General features: G+C 48.9%; 14 protein-coding genes. 1 reads left to right on the top strand and 13 read right to left on the bottom strand.

Annotated features, from left to right (window positions below):
* Positions 1–51: 51 nt before the first annotated feature.
* The 3 genes from DXA55_RS02115 to ruvA form a co-directional block, all read right to left on the bottom strand.
* Positions 52–483: a cell division protein ZapA gene (locus DXA55_RS02115; RefSeq protein WP_022461904.1), complete on the bottom strand. Its 432-nt coding sequence runs from the start codon at positions 481–483 to the stop codon at positions 52–54.
* A gap of 130 nt (positions 484–613) precedes the next feature.
* Positions 614–1624 (bottom strand): Holliday junction branch migration DNA helicase RuvB, encoded by a 1011-nt coding sequence (gene ruvB / locus DXA55_RS02110; protein WP_022461905.1) that lies wholly within the window; start codon positions 1622–1624, stop codon positions 614–616.
* A 40-nt stretch (positions 1625–1664) separates the two neighbouring features.
* On the bottom strand, positions 1665–2279 hold the full coding sequence (ruvA, locus tag DXA55_RS02105) for a Holliday junction branch migration protein RuvA (RefSeq protein ID WP_022461906.1): 615 nt from the start codon (positions 2277–2279) through the stop codon (positions 1665–1667).
* Positions 2280–2451: 172 nt separating this feature from the next.
* Between ruvA and DXA55_RS02100 the strand changes: the two genes are divergently transcribed.
* Positions 2452–3540: a ribonuclease H-like domain-containing protein gene (locus DXA55_RS02100; RefSeq protein WP_117812910.1), complete on the top strand. Its 1089-nt coding sequence runs from the start codon at positions 2452–2454 to the stop codon at positions 3538–3540.
* A gap of 64 nt (positions 3541–3604) precedes the next feature.
* Here DXA55_RS02100 and DXA55_RS02095 read toward each other — a convergent pair whose 3' ends face one another.
* The 10 genes from DXA55_RS02095 to DXA55_RS02050 all read right to left on the bottom strand — a co-directional run bounded on the left by DXA55_RS02095 (position 3605) and on the right by DXA55_RS02050 (position 15180).
* A complete protein-coding gene (locus DXA55_RS02095; protein ID WP_055226378.1) occupies positions 3605–4681 on the bottom strand; it encodes a putative ABC transporter permease in 1077 nt (358 codons plus the stop codon).
* A gap of 147 nt (positions 4682–4828) precedes the next feature.
* Positions 4829–6730 carry a bifunctional 4-hydroxy-3-methylbut-2-enyl diphosphate reductase/30S ribosomal protein S1 gene (locus tag DXA55_RS02090; protein WP_117509002.1) on the bottom strand — a complete coding sequence of 634 codons (1902 nt, stop codon included), beginning with the start codon at positions 6728–6730 and terminating at the stop codon, positions 4829–4831.
* A gap of 32 nt (positions 6731–6762) precedes the next feature.
* Positions 6763–7428, bottom strand: a complete 666-nt coding sequence (gene cmk, locus DXA55_RS02085; protein WP_022462337.1) for a (d)CMP kinase — start codon at positions 7426–7428, stop codon at positions 6763–6765.
* 44 nt (positions 7429–7472) lie between these two features.
* Entirely contained in the window at positions 7473–8720 is a 1248-nt protein-coding gene (locus DXA55_RS02080; RefSeq protein WP_117804071.1) for an NAD(P)/FAD-dependent oxidoreductase, read from the bottom strand.
* Positions 8717–9691, bottom strand: a complete 975-nt coding sequence (locus DXA55_RS02075; RefSeq protein ID WP_022462335.1) for a MurR/RpiR family transcriptional regulator — start codon at positions 9689–9691, stop codon at positions 8717–8719. Before DXA55_RS02075 ends, DXA55_RS02080 begins: the two co-directional genes overlap by 4 nt.
* Before the next feature lie 230 nt (positions 9692–9921).
* Positions 9922–11331 (bottom strand): oxaloacetate decarboxylase subunit alpha, encoded by a 1410-nt coding sequence (locus DXA55_RS02070; protein ID WP_022462334.1) that lies wholly within the window; start codon positions 11329–11331, stop codon positions 9922–9924.
* A 49-nt stretch (positions 11332–11380) separates the two neighbouring features.
* Complete coding sequence (locus DXA55_RS02065) at positions 11381–12532, bottom strand: sodium ion-translocating decarboxylase subunit beta (RefSeq protein WP_022462333.1); 1152 nt, start codon at positions 12530–12532, stop codon at positions 11381–11383.
* A gap of 33 nt (positions 12533–12565) precedes the next feature.
* Positions 12566–12943: a biotin/lipoyl-containing protein gene (locus DXA55_RS02060; RefSeq protein ID WP_117812909.1), complete on the bottom strand. Its 378-nt coding sequence runs from the start codon at positions 12941–12943 to the stop codon at positions 12566–12568.
* Positions 12944–12957: 14 nt separating this feature from the next.
* Positions 12958–13731 carry an OadG family protein gene (locus tag DXA55_RS02055; RefSeq protein ID WP_117812908.1) on the bottom strand — a complete coding sequence of 258 codons (774 nt, stop codon included), beginning with the start codon at positions 13729–13731 and terminating at the stop codon, positions 12958–12960.
* A 15-nt stretch (positions 13732–13746) separates the two neighbouring features.
* The gene (locus tag DXA55_RS02050) at positions 13747–15180 is read right to left on the bottom strand and encodes an acyl-CoA carboxylase subunit beta (RefSeq protein ID WP_022462330.1); all 1434 of its coding nucleotides are present in this window, start codon (positions 15178–15180) and stop codon (positions 13747–13749) included.
* Between the last annotated feature and the right edge of the window lie 151 nt (positions 15181–15331).

Raw genomic sequence — 15331 nt, 5'->3', positions numbered from 1 at the left:
CTCCTAAAAACGGGCGATTACCTGTTCCGCAATCCCCCGTTTTTCCTTCTTTTACGCTTTTAATAAATCTTCCAGATCCTTATTTGCCTTATCAAGCTGCCGCTGCAGTTCTTCCCTCTCGCCGCGCACATGTTCCAGCTCGATTCGTTTCTCTTCCAGTTCTTTTTTCAGATCGCCGGCCTGGATTTCCGCTGCGATCAGATCGTGCTTCATATCATAGGTTTCCCGGTCTTTGGCTTCCATATCCTCTTCGAGGGTATCGACCTGGCTTTTTGCTTTGAAATAGTCGTCTGCAATGTTCAGTGCAAGCAGTGTGTGCTTCGTATCCACCGACAGGCGGTTGTATCCGGCTGACTGGGAAAGTTCGCTGATCTTCTGATTCAGATAAGCAGCTACTTTCTGCAGATATTCCGGGCTCTCATAACCTCCCAGTGTGATAATTTTTCCATCTATTAAAACCTGTGTTGTATTTTTTACAGCCATTCTTTTGCTTTTCCTCCACTGAATTTAACCGGACCAAACTCCCGGCTAATATAACCTATCATATACCGAAAATGGAAGAAAAACAACCTTTTTCTGCAAAAAGCAACAGAAAATGAAAGATTCAGGGCTTTTACTCTTCGATCTTACGCGGTGCCTCCAGCCCCAGGTGGTGCCAGGCAAATTCCGTTGCCACTCTTCCGCGCGGAGTGCGGTTGATAAATCCGGATTTGATCAGGAACGGCTCGTAGACATCCTCGATGGTGCCGGCATCTTCTCCAATCGATGCTGCCAGGGTATCGAGTCCCACCGGACCGCCCTGGAACTTTTCCATAATGGTGGTAAGAAGCAGCCGGTCAGTCTGATCCAGTCCGTAACGGTCTACTTCCAGCAGATCGAGGGCAAACGATGCGACCTCTTTTGTGATTCTTCCATCGTATTTCACCTGGGCAAAGTCGCGGACACGCTTTAAAATCCGGTTTGCCAGACGCGGTGTTCCCCTGGAACGGCGCGCCATCTCAAGCGCTCCCTGCGGGTCCACCTCCACATTCAGTACTTTTGAGGAGTGCAGGATAATGTTGGCCAATTCTTCCTCCGTGTAAAATTCCAGATGGTGGATGACACCGAACCGATCGCGGAGCGGAGCAGTCAAAAGACCTGCACGCGTTGTTGCGCCGACCAGCGTAAACTTCGGCAGATCCAGGCGGATCGAGCGCGCCGAAGAGCCTTTTCCGATCATGATATCAATCGCAAAATCCTCCATCGCTGGGTAAAGAACCTCCTCGACCTGGCGGTTCAGGCGGTGGATCTCATCAACAAACAGGACGTCGCCCTCCTGCAGATTGTTGAGGATCGCTGCCATCTCACCCGGTTTTTCGATCGCCGGGCCGCTCGTTACCTTCATATGGGTTCCCATCTCATTTGCAATGATGCCCGCCAGCGTTGTTTTTCCAAGTCCCGGAGGGCCGTAAAACAGCACATGATCGAGAACATCACTTCGCTGTTTTGCTGCTTCAATATATACTTTCAGGTTCTTTTTCGTCTTTTCCTGTCCGATGTAGTCGTCCAGGTGCTGGGGACGGAGCGAACCTTCGATTTTCACGTCCTCCTCGAGAACGTCAGTTGTGATAATTCTTCTTTCCATCGTTATAAGGTTTCCTTCTTCCACAATTTAGGACCATCTGCTAAAACATATGCTTCAATGCCGCTTTCAGCACAGCCTCGCTGTCCATGCCTTCGGTGATTTCGACTTTCTTTACTGCCTGCAGTGCTTCCGTTCCGGAGTAGCCAAGCGCAGTCAGCGCCTGTACCGCATCCTGGAAGGCATCCGGTTCGCCTGCCTGCCGTACCGCCGCAGCCGCCTGATTTCCTGCCAGCTTCTGCTCGAACGCTTCCTGCAGGTCGAATTTGTCTTTTAATTCCAGAATCAGCTTCTGCGCGGTCTTCTTTCCGATGCCCGGTGTTTTGGCAATCGCCTGGACATCTTCCGAGAGGACGGCAAAGCGCAGATTGTCTGCAGTAAGCGTGGACAGCACCGCAAGCGCCGCTTTTGGTCCGATGCCGCTTACGCCGATCAACATACGGTATATTTCAAGATCTTCACGGGACAGAAAGCCGAATAGGGAAATTCCGTCTTCCCGCACACTCATATGGGTATATATCTTTAACTCTTCTCCCTCCCGGATGCCTGCGTCGAACATACTCGCTGGAATATTCAGCTCATAGCCGATTCCATGGCTTTCGAGAATCATTTTTCCTTCCGAAAGAGAATCTACAGTTCCTTTGATAAATGCAATCATGTTTTTCCTCCAAAGCGCCGTTTTCTTTTTTCGAAAGCGAACGCATATTCTATTATAGCAGAACTTTTCTCATCACGCAACGATTAGTCGCTGTCTTTCTTGCATGTCAGATTTTTTCGTCTTATAATATCTTTAGATTCAAAAAAGTTTTTCAAAGGAGACAAAAAACCTTATGCAGATCATAGATTCTACCCCCGCTGCTCTCTCTGCCGATCTTCAGATGTATCTGAGAAACGGCGATGTCTTTTTCGATATTGAGACGACCGGCCTTTCCTGGCGTACCTCGCATCTCTATCTGATTGGTGCGCTGTTCTTTGACCCGGCCGCGGATACTTTCACACTGCGCCAGTGGTTTCTTGATCGACCGACCGAAGAAAAAGAGATGCTTGTCTCTTTTTTCACGTTTCTTTCCGACGTGAAGCAGCTGGTGCATTTTAATGGAACGACATTTGATCTTCCTTACCTCATACACAAAGCACTGTTTTATCAGATGGAAGATCCGCTTTCGTCAATCGCATCCCTGGATCTTTATCAGGCACTCCGCCCGTTTCAGTCAATCCTGGGACTTTCTTCAATGAAACAGAAAAATGTGGAACAGTATCTCTCATTCCCACGGAAGGATCAACTTAACGGAAAACAGTTGATTTCTGTTTACCACGACTATCTTCAGACACTGGATGAAAAGAAACTGGAACTGCTTTTCCTTCACAATTATGAGGATGTCCTCGGCATGGGTTCTGTTCTGGAACTGCTCGCGCTTCCTGCTCTGTTTCACGGCGATTTTTCTGTCCAGTCGTGTCGTTTTACCGGACAGACACTGGAAGTTTCACTGCAGCCCGAGCGGGAAGTTCCGGTTTTCCTCTCCCGTGTCTGCGCGGATGGTTCTCTTACAGCCTTTGGTTCACGGGTTTCTCTCTCCCTGCAGACGCATACGGCGGAGCTGAAATATTTCTTCCCGGACTATAAGAATTACTATTATCTTCCGCTGGAGGATCAGGCTGTTCACAAGAGCGTTGGCGCGTTTGTCGATCCGGAACACCGTCAGAAAGCAAAGGCTGCCAACTGCTATCAGCGGCGGACCGGTACATTTCTTCCGCAGCAGAAAGAGTTTTTCACCCCGGCCTTCCGCGAGGATTTCAAAAGCCGCCCTTACTATTTTGAGTGGTCCGATGCCTTTCTTTCGCAGGAAGATCTCCTGAAAGAGTATCTCTGTTCCGAGCTTCAGCTCTTTTTCAAAGACGATAGCAAAACCAGAAAATAAAACAGCCGTACACGTTTTTGCATGCACGGCCGTTTTTCCGGGACTGTCCTTTCCAAGCAGTCCTTTATTTTTTCTCTTCTTTCTCTTCTACCTTTTTTTCTTCCTTTTTCAGAGAAGCATGATGCGTTCCCTGCAGATGCGGATAGGCGCGCAGATAACGTTTCGTTGTCAGGCGCATCAGCCAGTTGGTCGGAAGCTGCGGTTTTGTCATCTGGTCAAAGCGCTCCAGCAGCTCTTTAAGATCCGGCATCTTATCACTGCGCACATCAAATCCAAGTGCCGCAAACCGTTCTTTCTGCTCTGCTCCGAACTCGGTCAGGCGTTCCTTCTGCTCTGCTCCGAACTCCATCAGGCGGTTCTTCGACTCGAAAAGCGGATTTCTTCTTCCCTCGGCTTCTTTCCGCTCCTTCTCCAGCTTCTGCATCTGCTCCATTGCCTCAGACAGTGTCTGGCGCTTCTCGGCCAGATATTCTTTCATCTTATCTCTGGAATACTCTGCACGATACTGCTGTACTTTCGCATTCATCTCCTCGGCAAGCTGGTTAAAGCGGGATTTCTGCAGATATTTCAGAAATTCTCCCCACGTTTTCTCCAGACTGCGCATCTTCTGTCCCAGCTGGAATGCTGCGGCTGCGGAAAATCCAAAATCTACCAGATAGCAGACGGTAACAACGGAAACAATGATCTCTCCTGTAGTATCCGAAACAAGATTCACTACTTTCACGGCAATCGGCTGCAGAATATAGAACAGCCCCAGTGTAAAGAATCCCCAGGCAATCGAACTGCTGAGGCAGATCTTTCCCTGAAAATTAAACTTCTGATTGCTGTAGTCCCACCAGTGCGCATGAAAAATGGTCTCCATCAGCACGCCGGTTACATATTCCAGAACCGTCGCTACAATGACACCTCCGAAATACAGTGCCCAGACGTTCGCTTCAAACGGGCGCAGGATCAAGTATACCATAACAGCGCCGGTGCCGTACAGTGTCAGCAGCGGACCATTGACAAAACCGCGGTTGACCAGTTTTTTCTGCCGGATCGATACATAGGAACTCTCCCAGATCCATCCGCAGAAGCTGTACAGCCAGAACCATGCTAGAACGTGGTACAGATCCACACCCAGAATCTTCGTCTCCCACATAAACTTTCATCCCCTTTTTCTTTTCTGGTGCCAAAAACAGGATGATAAGAAAATACCGCAGGCAACAGGTTTCCTGTCTGTTCAGGAAACCCGGTTGTCTACGGCATTCTAATCATCCAACTGCAGCACCTGCAAGTTAAATTATTCTTACTCTTCTACTGGCTCTTCGTTTTCCAGAGCTTTCATGCTCAGAGAGATTTTTTTGTCTTCCTCGTTGAAATCAACTACTTTTGCAGTGATTTCCTGTCCGATTTTCAGTGCATCAGACGGTTTCTCAACATGCTCTCTGGAAATCTGGGAAACATGAAGCAGAGCATCTACGCCCGGCTCAAGCTCAACGAATGCACCAAAGTCAGTCATACGGGCAACACAGCCTTCTACTACGTTGCCTACAGCGTATTTGTCAGCAGCGTTCAGCCACGGATTCTCTTCCGGGAATTTTAAGGAAAGAGCAATCTTGTCGCCGTTGATGTCTTTGATCAGAACTTTTACAGTCTCACCAACTTTGAATACTTTTTTCGGGTTCTCTACGCGGCCCCAGGACATCTCAGAGATGTGAAGCAGTCCGTCAGCTCCGCCCAGATCGATGAATGCGCCGAAATCGGTAACATTCTTAACAGTTCCCTCTACAACATCGCCAACTGCGATGCGTGCGAACAGTTCTTCCTGCAGTTTCTTCTTCTCAGCAACGATGAGCTGTTTGCGGTCACCGATGATGCGTCTTCTTCTCGGGTTGAACTCGGTAATAACGAATTCAATTTCCTGATCTGCATATTTAGACAGATCTTTTTCATATACATCAGATACAAGGCTGGCCGGAATGAATACTCTGGTCTCCTCAACAACTACGGATAATCCTCCGTTCAGTACCTGTGTTACTTTTGCTTTCAGAACTTCATGATTCTCGAATGCTTCCTCGAGTCTCTTGTTGCCTTTTTCAGCAGCAAGTCTCTTGTAAGTAAGAAGGACCTGTCCCTCTCCATCATTTACTTTCAGAACTTTGACTTCCATTTTGTCACCTGGCTGTGCAACGGTGTGAAGATCGATGGAAGAATCGTTGGAATATTCGTTTTTGGTAAGAATACCATCGGCTTTGTATCCGATATTCAGGATAATCTGATCGTCTTTGACATCGATTACAGTACCCTCAACGACTTCTCCGTTTCTGATTGTTTTAAATGATTCATCCAGCATTTGTTCAAAACTCATTTCTGACATTTTTTGAACCTCCTCAATTATTTTATTCGGGGTGGATGCCCCAGCTGTAATACCTACGCGACCAAATGATTGAAAAGGCTTAGATTCCAAATCAACGAGTGTCTCTATAAAGTAAGTATTTTTACATTCTTCTTTACATATCTCATACAGCTTTTGCGTGTTTGAACTATGTCTGCCTCCCACGACAAACATGGCATCAACCTTCCTGGCAATTGCTCTCGCTTCCGTCTGTCTTTCCTCGGTAGCGTTGCAGATAGTCTTTAAAACAGTACTATCATAACTCTTTTTCAAAAAAATTTCAACTAAATCTTTAAATTTGTTGTAATTAAATGTCGTCTGTGCCACAATAGATATTGGTTTTCCATTTTCGGGCACAAAACTTTCCGCTTCTTCGGCGGTATGCATCACGGTAACCGGGCCGCTCGCCCATCCCATGATGCCCTGTACCTCCGGATGATCCGCGCTTCCGATGATGACGACGTGGCGGCCTTTTCTGCCCTCCTCGTCCACAATCCGGTGGATCTTCTTGACAAACGGGCACGTCGCATCTACAATCTTCATGCCGCGCGCTTCGATCTTTTCACAGACATCCCGCGACACGCCATGCGACCTGATCACAACGGTTCCGCCGGAAAGCCCCTCTAGTTCATCTTCCGAATGGATCACCTGCACGCCGCGGTTTTCGAGATCCTCCACAACCTGTTCGTTGTGAATAATCGGCCCGAAGGTGTAGACCGGCTTTTCACCGCTCTCAATTTCACGGTATACCGTATCGACCGCCCGTTTGACGCCGAAGCAGAAGCCTGCACTTTTTGCAACAGTTACTTCCATCTGTTTTTCTTCTCCTCTTTTCTCTGCCGCGTTTACATGCGCTCGCGGGCAAGGCTTAAGATCTTTTCCACAACCTCATCGATCGTCATTTCAGAGCTGTCAACGAGTACGGCGTCTTCTGCCTGTACCAGCGGGGAATGCTCTCTGTGCATGTCCTGATAATCACGCTCATTGATATCTTCCTCGATTTTCGCAAGATCGGCTGTCTGTCCCTTTTCGGTCAGCTCTTTCCAGCGGCGCAGTGCGCGGACATGGGCACTTGCTGTCAGATAGACTTTCAACGGTGCGTTCGGCAGAACGGCAGTTCCGATATCGCGGCCGTCCATCACAAGATCCGTATTCTCCGCCATCTCCTGCTGCAGCTCCACGAGTTTTTTCCGTACTTCCAGATAGGCGCTTGTCGCGGATGCCATCTTTCCAGCCTCCTCGGTGCGCAGTCTTCCGGTGACATTGACGCCGTTTAAATAAACCTGCTGCTCTCCGTTTTCGTAGGAAATGGAAATTTTCACATCTTTGCAGGCTGCCTCAATTTTTTCCTGCTCTTCCGGTGCAATGCCAAGATCTGAAAAATAGATGCCCATGGCACGGTACATTGCTCCTGTATCAACGTAGACAAACGAAAGCTCCTTTGCCACACGTTTTGCGATTGTACTTTTGCCAGCGCCTGCCGGTCCGTCAATTGCAAGATTAAATCTCATCTTCTCTCTTCCTCCTGAAAATTCTAAAATCTGTGATCCATATTTTATTCCTGTTCTTCCTTTGCCCGGATCTCTTCGGCTGCAGCATGGGCACTTACCCAGGCAATCTGCAGATTGAAGCCGCCGGTCAGTGCATCGAGATCGAGCACTTCTCCTACGAAGTACAGACCTTCTTTTTTCTTTGCCTCCATCGTGCCCGGACGGATCTCTTTCACGGAAACACCACCCTGTGTGATAATTGCTTCACGGAAACCCCGTGTTCCGGTTACTGTAAACGGGAAATGCGTGATCAGCTCTTCAAAGTGCTGACGCTCCGCTTTCGATACGGCATTGACCTGTTTGTACGGGTCGATCCCGCCAAGAGAGAGCATCACCGGAAGCAGTTTCGCCGGGAACAGACTGTTGATCACGTTGCGGAACTGTTTGTTCCGGTTTTCCTCAAATTCACGCAGGATCCGCGCATCCAGCTGTTCTTCCGTGAGTGCCGGCTTCAGGTTCAGATATCCTTTCAGCGGCTGCTGTTCCAGTGCTTTTCCGATGTAGGAGCTCGCAGAAAGCCCCAGCGGGCCGGAAATTCCGAAATGTGTAAACAGCATCTCGCCGAATCCATCGAACAGCGTCTTTTTGCCGTTTTTAATCGTCATCGTCACATTTTTCAGGGAGAGTCCCTGCAGCTCACGGATGTACGCTTCCTCTGTTTCCAGCGGCACCAGCGCCGGGCGGAGCGGAGTGACGGCAAGTCCTGCCTCTTCTGCGAAACGGTAGCCGTCTCCATCCGACCCCGTCGTCTGGTACGACATACCGCCGGTTGCGACAACGACATCATCGTAAAAAAGCTCTTTCCCGTTTTCCAGGCGGATTCCTTTCACGCGGTCTCCTTCGAAAAGAAGCTCTTTTACTTTTGTATTCTTATGCACCTGCACATTTTTCCGTTTCAGTTCCGTCTCCAGCGCGCGGATAATATCCGAGGAGTGATCTGACTCCGGGAATACACGGTTTCCGCGCTCCACTTTTAAGCGGACACCTGCCGCTTCGAAAAACTCCTGCACCTGGGCGCTGTCAAAGCTGTAGGCGGAGCTGTACAGAAATTTCGGGTTTGTCACCACATTCGTGAAGAACTCTTCTGTCGGGCAGTCGTTTGTCACATTGCAGCGGCCCTTTCCTGTGATAAACAGCTTCTTTCCCAGCTTTTCATTTTTTTCATAGAGATGAATCTCTGTCTTTTCGCCGGCGGCAAGCACGGCGGTCATCATTCCGGCGGCGCCTCCGCCGATTACTGCTGCTTTTCTCATGCTTTCTCCTTTACCGGCAGAGCTGCCTTTTTTCCGCCCATGGGACGTGCATCGTCCAGCCCGTTGATTTCATCGTTGCTGTAAACCTGGTACTCATCCCACAGTTTTTCCATGCTCTCAAGTGTCTTTTTCACATCCGCCTGGCGTTTCATGCAGAGCGCCACGACAAGCGCATTGATTACACTCAAAGGGGCCACCAGAGAATCGACGATCGATGCCATATCGCTCTTGGCAATCAGCGTACAGGCTGCATAAACATTCATCGGTGAATGCACACTGTCTGTGATCGTAATTACCTTCGCTTTGCGGCTGTTCGCAAATTCCAGTGCCTTCATCGTACGCATCGAATACCGCGGGAAGCTGATGCCGATCACCACATCATCCTCCGTGATGCGGATCATCTGCTCGAAAATCTCGCTGGAACTGTTTGTCTGTACCTGGCGCACATCCGGGAAAATCATATGGAGATAGAACGCCAGAAAGCTCGCAAGCGGCGCGCAGCTCCGAATGCCGACAATGTAGATTGTCCGCGCAGAAAGAATCGTATCCGCAGCGCGCTCAAAGGCGCTCCGGTCCACTTCTTCCAGCGTCATCTTGATTTTTTCAATGTCCGACTGCAGGACGGTCTCCAGAATTTCTCCCTGCGGCACGCGGCCATACGTAAACTGCATCCGCTGCACCGAATTCAGACGGTTCATCACCATCTCCTCCAGTGCGCGCTGGAACTCCGGATATCCCGCGTAGCCAAGCTGCATCGCAAAGCGAACCGTTGTCGATTCGCTGACGCCGACCTGCTGTCCCAGGCGCGCTGCCGTCATCGATACGGCCTGGTCATAATGTGCCGTAATAAAATCTGCCAGCCTCTTCTGTCCTTTGCTCAACTTTCCGTAATTTTGATTCAGACGAATGAGGAGATTCTCGTTCGCTGCCTTCTGCTCTTCTGAAGAAGACTGTTCTTTTTCTTTTTTCATGTTATTTTCTTCCTGATTTGTTTTTCCGATCTGCAAATGCCGTTCGGCATCCACATTTCTTCTTTTGGGGGCATCCTGATTCTTTTTCGGACACACCTCAATCTTTTGAATTATAACACGAATAAATTACTGGCGCAATGGCTGAAAAGCTGAAAAGGAAAGCCGGTGTTCTGCATTCCCTTTTTACGGGGAACACAGAACACCGGCTGATTTTTTTACTCAGATTTTATTTAGACCGGATATGCGCCGTCTTTTTTGTCAGCGGCTGCCGGATCTACTTTTGTCTGCTGTGCTTCACGATATTTGAAGAAGTCTACAGCTACCTGCGGGAACAGAGCATAGGTTAATACATCCTCATCCTGCTGTTTCCACTGCTCGATCTCTTTCTCCAGTTTTGGAAGCTCCGGCTCAAGCAGGTCTGCGTAGCGGCAGGTGATCGGCTCGGTATCGCCGATGCATTTCTTCTGTACTTCCGGATTGAACGGTTTTACAGTTGCACCGTATTTTCCGGCAAGAACGTCTTTTGTCTCTTTCGTTACCATCTTGTAACGCTCGCCCATCAGGACATTGAATACAGCCTGGGTACCAACGATCTGGGAAGACGGAGTAACCAGCGGGCACTCGCCGAGGTCTTTTCTTACGCGCGGTACTTCTTCGAGTACATCGTAGTATTTGTCCTCTGCGTGCTGCTCTTTTAACTGGCTTGTCAGGTTGGAGAGCATACCGCCCGGTACCTGATACAGAAGAGTCTTGATATTTACGCCAAGGTTCTTCGGATTTAAGAGGCCTGTATCGAGCGCTTCGTCTCTCATCGGACGGAAGTAATCTGCGATCTCAGCCAGTTTGTTCTGATCCAGACCAGTATCGTATGGAGTGCCTTTGAAGGTTTCAACCATAACCTCAGTTGCCGGCTGTGAAGTACCCATAGCGAAGGGAGACATTGCGGTATCGATGATATCAACACCAGCCTCTACTGCTTTCAGGTACGTCATGGATGCAACACCGGAAGTATAGTGGGTGTGCAGCTGAATCGGAAGATCGGTTGCTTCTTTCAGCGCGGTTACCAGCTCAGTTGCCTTGTACGGAACGAGCAGGCCTGCCATATCTTTAATACAGATGGAATCTGCACCCATCTCTTCGATTCTCTTTGCCATGGTGGTCCAGTAATCCAGGGTATAAGCATCTCCTAAAGTATAGGAAAGTGCTACCTGTGCGTGGCCTTTTTCTTTGTTTGCTGCGCTGACAGCGGTCTGCAGGTTGCGCAGATCGTTCATACAGTCAAAAATACGGATGATGTCGATTCCGTTTGCAATGGATTTCTGTACGAAATACTCTACTACGTCGTCTGCGTACGGACGATATCCCAGGATATTCTGTCCGCGGAACAGCATCTGCAGTTTTGTATTTTTGAATCCGTCACGGAGTTTTCTCAGTCTCATCCATGGATCTTCATGCAGAAAACGTAAGGAAGCATCGAAAGTTGCACCTCCCCAGCACTCTACTGCGTGATATCCGACTTTATCCATTTTATCGATGATCGGAAGCATCTGTTCTGTTGTCATTCTCGTCGCGATCAGGGACTGATGTGCATCACGCAGAACAGTTTCCATAATCTTGACAGGTTTCTTTTCTACTGCCATTTCTATCCTCCTAAATTAAGTGTTTCTCACTTTTGTTTGTCTTAAGAAGTTATACACCGAAGATCGCCATGAAGGTACCGGCCGCTACGGCTGTACCGATAACACCGGCTACATTCGGTCCCATTGCATGCATCAGCAGGAAGTTCGTCGGATCTGCCTCCGCACCGACTTTCTGGGATACACGGGCTGCCATAGGTACCGCAGATACACCTGCAGAACCGATCAGCGGGTTGATTCTTCCGTGGGTTGCCTTGCACAGTACCTTTCCTAACAGGACACCGCCTGCGGTGCCGAATACGAATGCGATCAGACCCAGGGCAACGATCTTTAAGGTGCTGACATTTAAGAATGCCTCAGCACTTGTGGATGCACCAACGGAAGTACCAAGAAGGATAACTACGATGTACATCATGGCATTGGAAGCTGTCTCCTGGAGCTGTTTTACAACGCCGCACTCACGGAACAGGTTACCAAGCATCAGCATACCTACCAGCGGAGCGGTAGATGGAAGGATCATGCAGACAACGATGGTGATAACAATCGGGAACAGGATCTTCTCGAGTTTGGATACGGAACGAAGCTGCTCCATTTTGATTTTACGCTCTTTCTCTGTAGTCAGAAGCTTCATGACCGGCGGCTGGATGATCGGCACCAGTGACATATAGGAATATGCTGCTACGGCAATCGGTCCCATCAGGTGCTGCTGTCCGAGCTTATTCAGAAGGAAGATAGAAGTCGGGCCGTCGGCACCGCCGATGATGGAGATAGCTGCTGCCTCTCTTCCGTTGAATCCCATGAAAATAGCGAAGAAATATGCCAGATAGATACCAAGCTGTGCTGCTGCACCCATGATAAAGCTGATCGGGTTTGCAATCAGCGGACCGAAGTCTGTCATCGCACCTACGCCCATGAAGATCAGGGACGGAAGGATACTCCACTCGTCCAGAGTAAAGAAATAGTAGAACAGACCACCCGCATGCTCAAGACCCTGTACGTCGGTATAAGGCTCAGCCATGATGTCCGGGTAAATGTTTACAAGCAGCATACCGAATGCGATCGGTACAAGAAGCAGCGGCTCAAATTCATGCTTAATCGCAAGATACAGGAAGAAGCAAGCCACTGCGATCATAACGTAATTGCCCCAGTCCAGATTAAAAAACGCCGTCTGGTGAAGCAGGTTGTTTAAAGTTTCAGTAATCATTTTTTCACCTCCGGTTTTTTCTTACAACGGGCATTAGTTCATGGTTGCAAGAACGTCACCGGATTCTACTGCATCGCCTACTGCTACATTGATGGTTGCTACTGTGCCATCCTGCGGTGCTACAACCGGGATTTCCATCTTCATGGCTTCCAGTACAAGAACCGTATCGCCTGCTTTTACAGCTGCGCCTACGTTTGCTTCGATTTTGCAGATTTTACCAGGTACAGAAGCAGTAACCTCTACGCTGCCTGCTGCGCCTGCCGGAGCTGCTGCTTTCGGTGCTGCCGGTGCTGCTTTTGGTGCCGGAGCTGCTTTTGCTGCGCTGACTGTTGGAGCTGCGCCTGCTGTGGTTCCTTCTTCTACAGTTACGTTATATACATTTCCGTTTACGGTAATGGTGTAGTTTTTCATTGAAAATTTCCTCCTTAAGCTCTTTTGCCTTTTCTGCGGATCGGACGTGCAACATAAGCATCTCCGGATGCAGAAGCCATATCTTCTTCATACATGGCGATTGCAGCTGTAATAACAGCCTGCAGCTCCATATCGTCTGCTTCCGGTGCTGTCTCTTCAACAACCGGTGCTGCGACAGCCTTCGGTGCTTCCTGTACAGGTGCTGCCGGTGCTTTTTTCTTCTTCTTGTCTCCAAAAATGTAATCAAACGAAGAAATAACGAAAATCAGGAAAATCAGCATAACAAATACGGTACCGATTCCGATGATGGTGTTCATGCCGGCCTGGCCGATCAGAACGCCCTTTGACTCCTCAACGGTGATGGTGAGGTCGGTCGGAACTGGTGTTCCGGTGCTGATGTTCCAGAATACGCGGACAATACCAGGATTTTTTTCAAATTCACCCGGAATTGTGCAGGTTACAAAATCTCCGTCTACTTCGAGAGTACCGTCTTCCAGGCTTTTTACCTCTCCGAGGTCAGCCTTTGCCTCTTCCCATGCCTCAGCTGCTCTTGCATAGAACTGCTGGTCGGAAGCTTCCATATTGACAAGATCGTCATCGCTGTAGGTCATCAGGCTCTGTCCTACCCACTGAACACTGGAGGAGAGCAGAGAATCTACCGTAGATGCCTCAACCGGTGAATAAGCCGGTGTAGATGCCGCATCCGCAAAAACAGGAGCTACGGTCACAACCATGGTGCAGGCTGCGGTAAGGACGAGACTTACTAATTTTTTCCAGTTCTTTCTCATCGTATGCCACCTTCCTTAGACTGTTCCGTGTTTTCTGTCCGGTCTGTCTTCTCTCTTGGTATACAGCATCTCGAATGCGCCGATAACATATTTTCTGGTGTCTTCCGGCTCGATGATGGTGTCCACATAGCCTCTTCTGGCTGCGGAAGTTACATTGTTCTGAAGGGTTGCATATTCAGCTGCTTTCTCGTTGATGGTAGCAGCGTCAGATCCTTCGTACATGATCTTTGCTGCAGATTTTGCATCCATCATTCCGATTTCTGCGTTCGGCCATGCAAATACCATGTCCGCTCCGATGGATTTGCTGTTCATGACAACGTATGCGCTTCCGTATGCTTTGCCGACAACAACGTTTACTTTCGGAACGGTTGCGTTTGCGAAAGCTGCGGTCAGGGCTGCTGCGTTCTTAGCCATGGTTCTCTCAGAGCATTTGGTTGCCTTGAATCCGGTTACGTTTGTGATGGTAAGTACCGGGATGCAGAAAGCATCGCAGAAGTTTACGAAATCTGCTGCTTTTTTGGCTCCTCTTGCGCTTAAGGTTCCATCCATTTTCTCTTTTACAGTTCCGTCCTCGCCGTAGATTTCAGAGCGGTTTGCAACTGCTCCTACGGTTGCTCCGTTTAACTGGATGAATGCGGTTACAACATCTTTTCCGTAAGCGGCTTTGGTCTCAAAATAGATGCCGTTGTCGCTGAGCTGGGAAAGAAGGATTCCGGTATCGCCTGCGCAGTTTGCAAGGTCTGCACATGCACGGTTCAGATCATCCTCGCACTCGGTGTATGCTTCGTCCTCATTGTTTGCCGGAAGCATAGATACCAGGTTTCTGATCTGTCCGAGGATTTCTTCCTCGGTTCCAGCAAAGTCAACAAGACCTGCTTCTTCGCCCTGGAAATCTGCGGATGCGGTATCACATTTGGATACGTGGTTTCCGTCCAGTGCGTTCGGGGAGTTTACGAAAAGTTTTCCGTTTTTAGACTCCATGAACGTGAAGTCTGTCATAGCCGGGATGAGTGCCATACCGCCGCCGCATGTGCCAAATACTGCCGTGATCTGTGGAATCACGCCGGATGCCATTGCCTGCGCCATATAGATTTCGCCGAAACCGTTCAGAGCATCAGTTGCCTCCTGCAGACGCATACCGGCACAGTCTACCAGTCCGATGACCGGAGCACCTGTTTTCTGTGCAAACTCATACAGTCTCGCGATTTTTTTTGCATGCATTTCGCCGATGGTACCGCCCATCACAGACGCATCCTGGCTGTATACGTATACCAGGCTGCCGTTGATCACACCGTAACCAGTAATTACACCATCGGATGGTGTCTCCATGCCGGCCATGTTGAAATCTGTGCTTCTGGCAGTAACCTGTCCGCCGATTTCCACAAAGCTGTTTTCATCCAGCAAAGAGGCGATTCTTGTGCTCGCTAAACTTTGTGCTGTGTTACTCATTCTTCAAACCTCCATCTTTCTATTTTCATTATAAAATTTTAAACAAATTTTATACAAGTCTATCATATCTGTTTTTTCGTTTTTTTTCAATACTTTTTCTCACCTTTTTGACAGAAAATAGACAGAAAAATTTCAGATTTTTCCTATTATA

Source organism: Blautia sp. OF03-13, from assembly GCF_003460685.1.
Lineage (GTDB): Bacteria > Bacillota > Clostridia > Lachnospirales > Lachnospiraceae > Fusicatenibacter > Fusicatenibacter saccharivorans.
This window is presented reverse-complemented; position numbering and strand designations above follow the sequence as displayed.

Excerpts from the sequence above, each read along its gene's own strand:
- ruvB (WP_022461905.1), bottom strand. The coding sequence starts at position 1,624 with ATGGAAAGAAGAATTATCACAACTGACGTTCTCGAGGAGGACGTGAAA.
- DXA55_RS02090 (WP_117509002.1), bottom strand. The coding sequence starts at position 6,730 with ATGGAAGTAACTGTTGCAAAAAGTGCAGGCTTCTGCTTCGGCGTCAAA.
- ruvA (WP_022461906.1), bottom strand. The coding sequence starts at position 2,279 with ATGATTGCATTTATCAAAGGAACTGTAGATTCTCTTTCGGAAGGAAAA.
- DXA55_RS02115 (WP_022461904.1), bottom strand. The coding sequence starts at position 483 with ATGGCTGTAAAAAATACAACACAGGTTTTAATAGATGGAAAAATTATC.
- DXA55_RS02080 (WP_117804071.1), bottom strand. The coding sequence starts at position 8,720 with ATGAGAAAAGCAGCAGTAATCGGCGGAGGCGCCGCCGGAATGATGACC.
- DXA55_RS02060 (WP_117812909.1), bottom strand. The coding sequence starts at position 12,943 with ATGAAAAACTACACCATTACCGTAAACGGAAATGTATATAACGTAACT.
- DXA55_RS02050 (WP_022462330.1), bottom strand. The coding sequence starts at position 15,180 with ATGAGTAACACAGCACAAAGTTTAGCGAGCACAAGAATCGCCTCTTTG.
- DXA55_RS02065 (WP_022462333.1), bottom strand. The coding sequence starts at position 12,532 with ATGATTACTGAAACTTTAAACAACCTGCTTCACCAGACGGCGTTTTTT.
- DXA55_RS02070 (WP_022462334.1), bottom strand. The coding sequence starts at position 11,331 with ATGGCAGTAGAAAAGAAACCTGTCAAGATTATGGAAACTGTTCTGCGT.
- DXA55_RS02055 (WP_117812908.1), bottom strand. The coding sequence starts at position 13,731 with ATGAGAAAGAACTGGAAAAAATTAGTAAGTCTCGTCCTTACCGCAGCC.
- cmk (WP_022462337.1), bottom strand. The coding sequence starts at position 7,428 with ATGAGATTTAATCTTGCAATTGACGGACCGGCAGGCGCTGGCAAAAGT.
- DXA55_RS02100 (WP_117812910.1), top strand. The coding sequence starts at position 2,452 with ATGCAGATCATAGATTCTACCCCCGCTGCTCTCTCTGCCGATCTTCAG.
- DXA55_RS02095 (WP_055226378.1), bottom strand. The coding sequence starts at position 4,681 with ATGTGGGAGACGAAGATTCTGGGTGTGGATCTGTACCACGTTCTAGCA.
- DXA55_RS02075 (WP_022462335.1), bottom strand. The coding sequence starts at position 9,691 with ATGAAAAAAGAAAAAGAACAGTCTTCTTCAGAAGAGCAGAAGGCAGCG.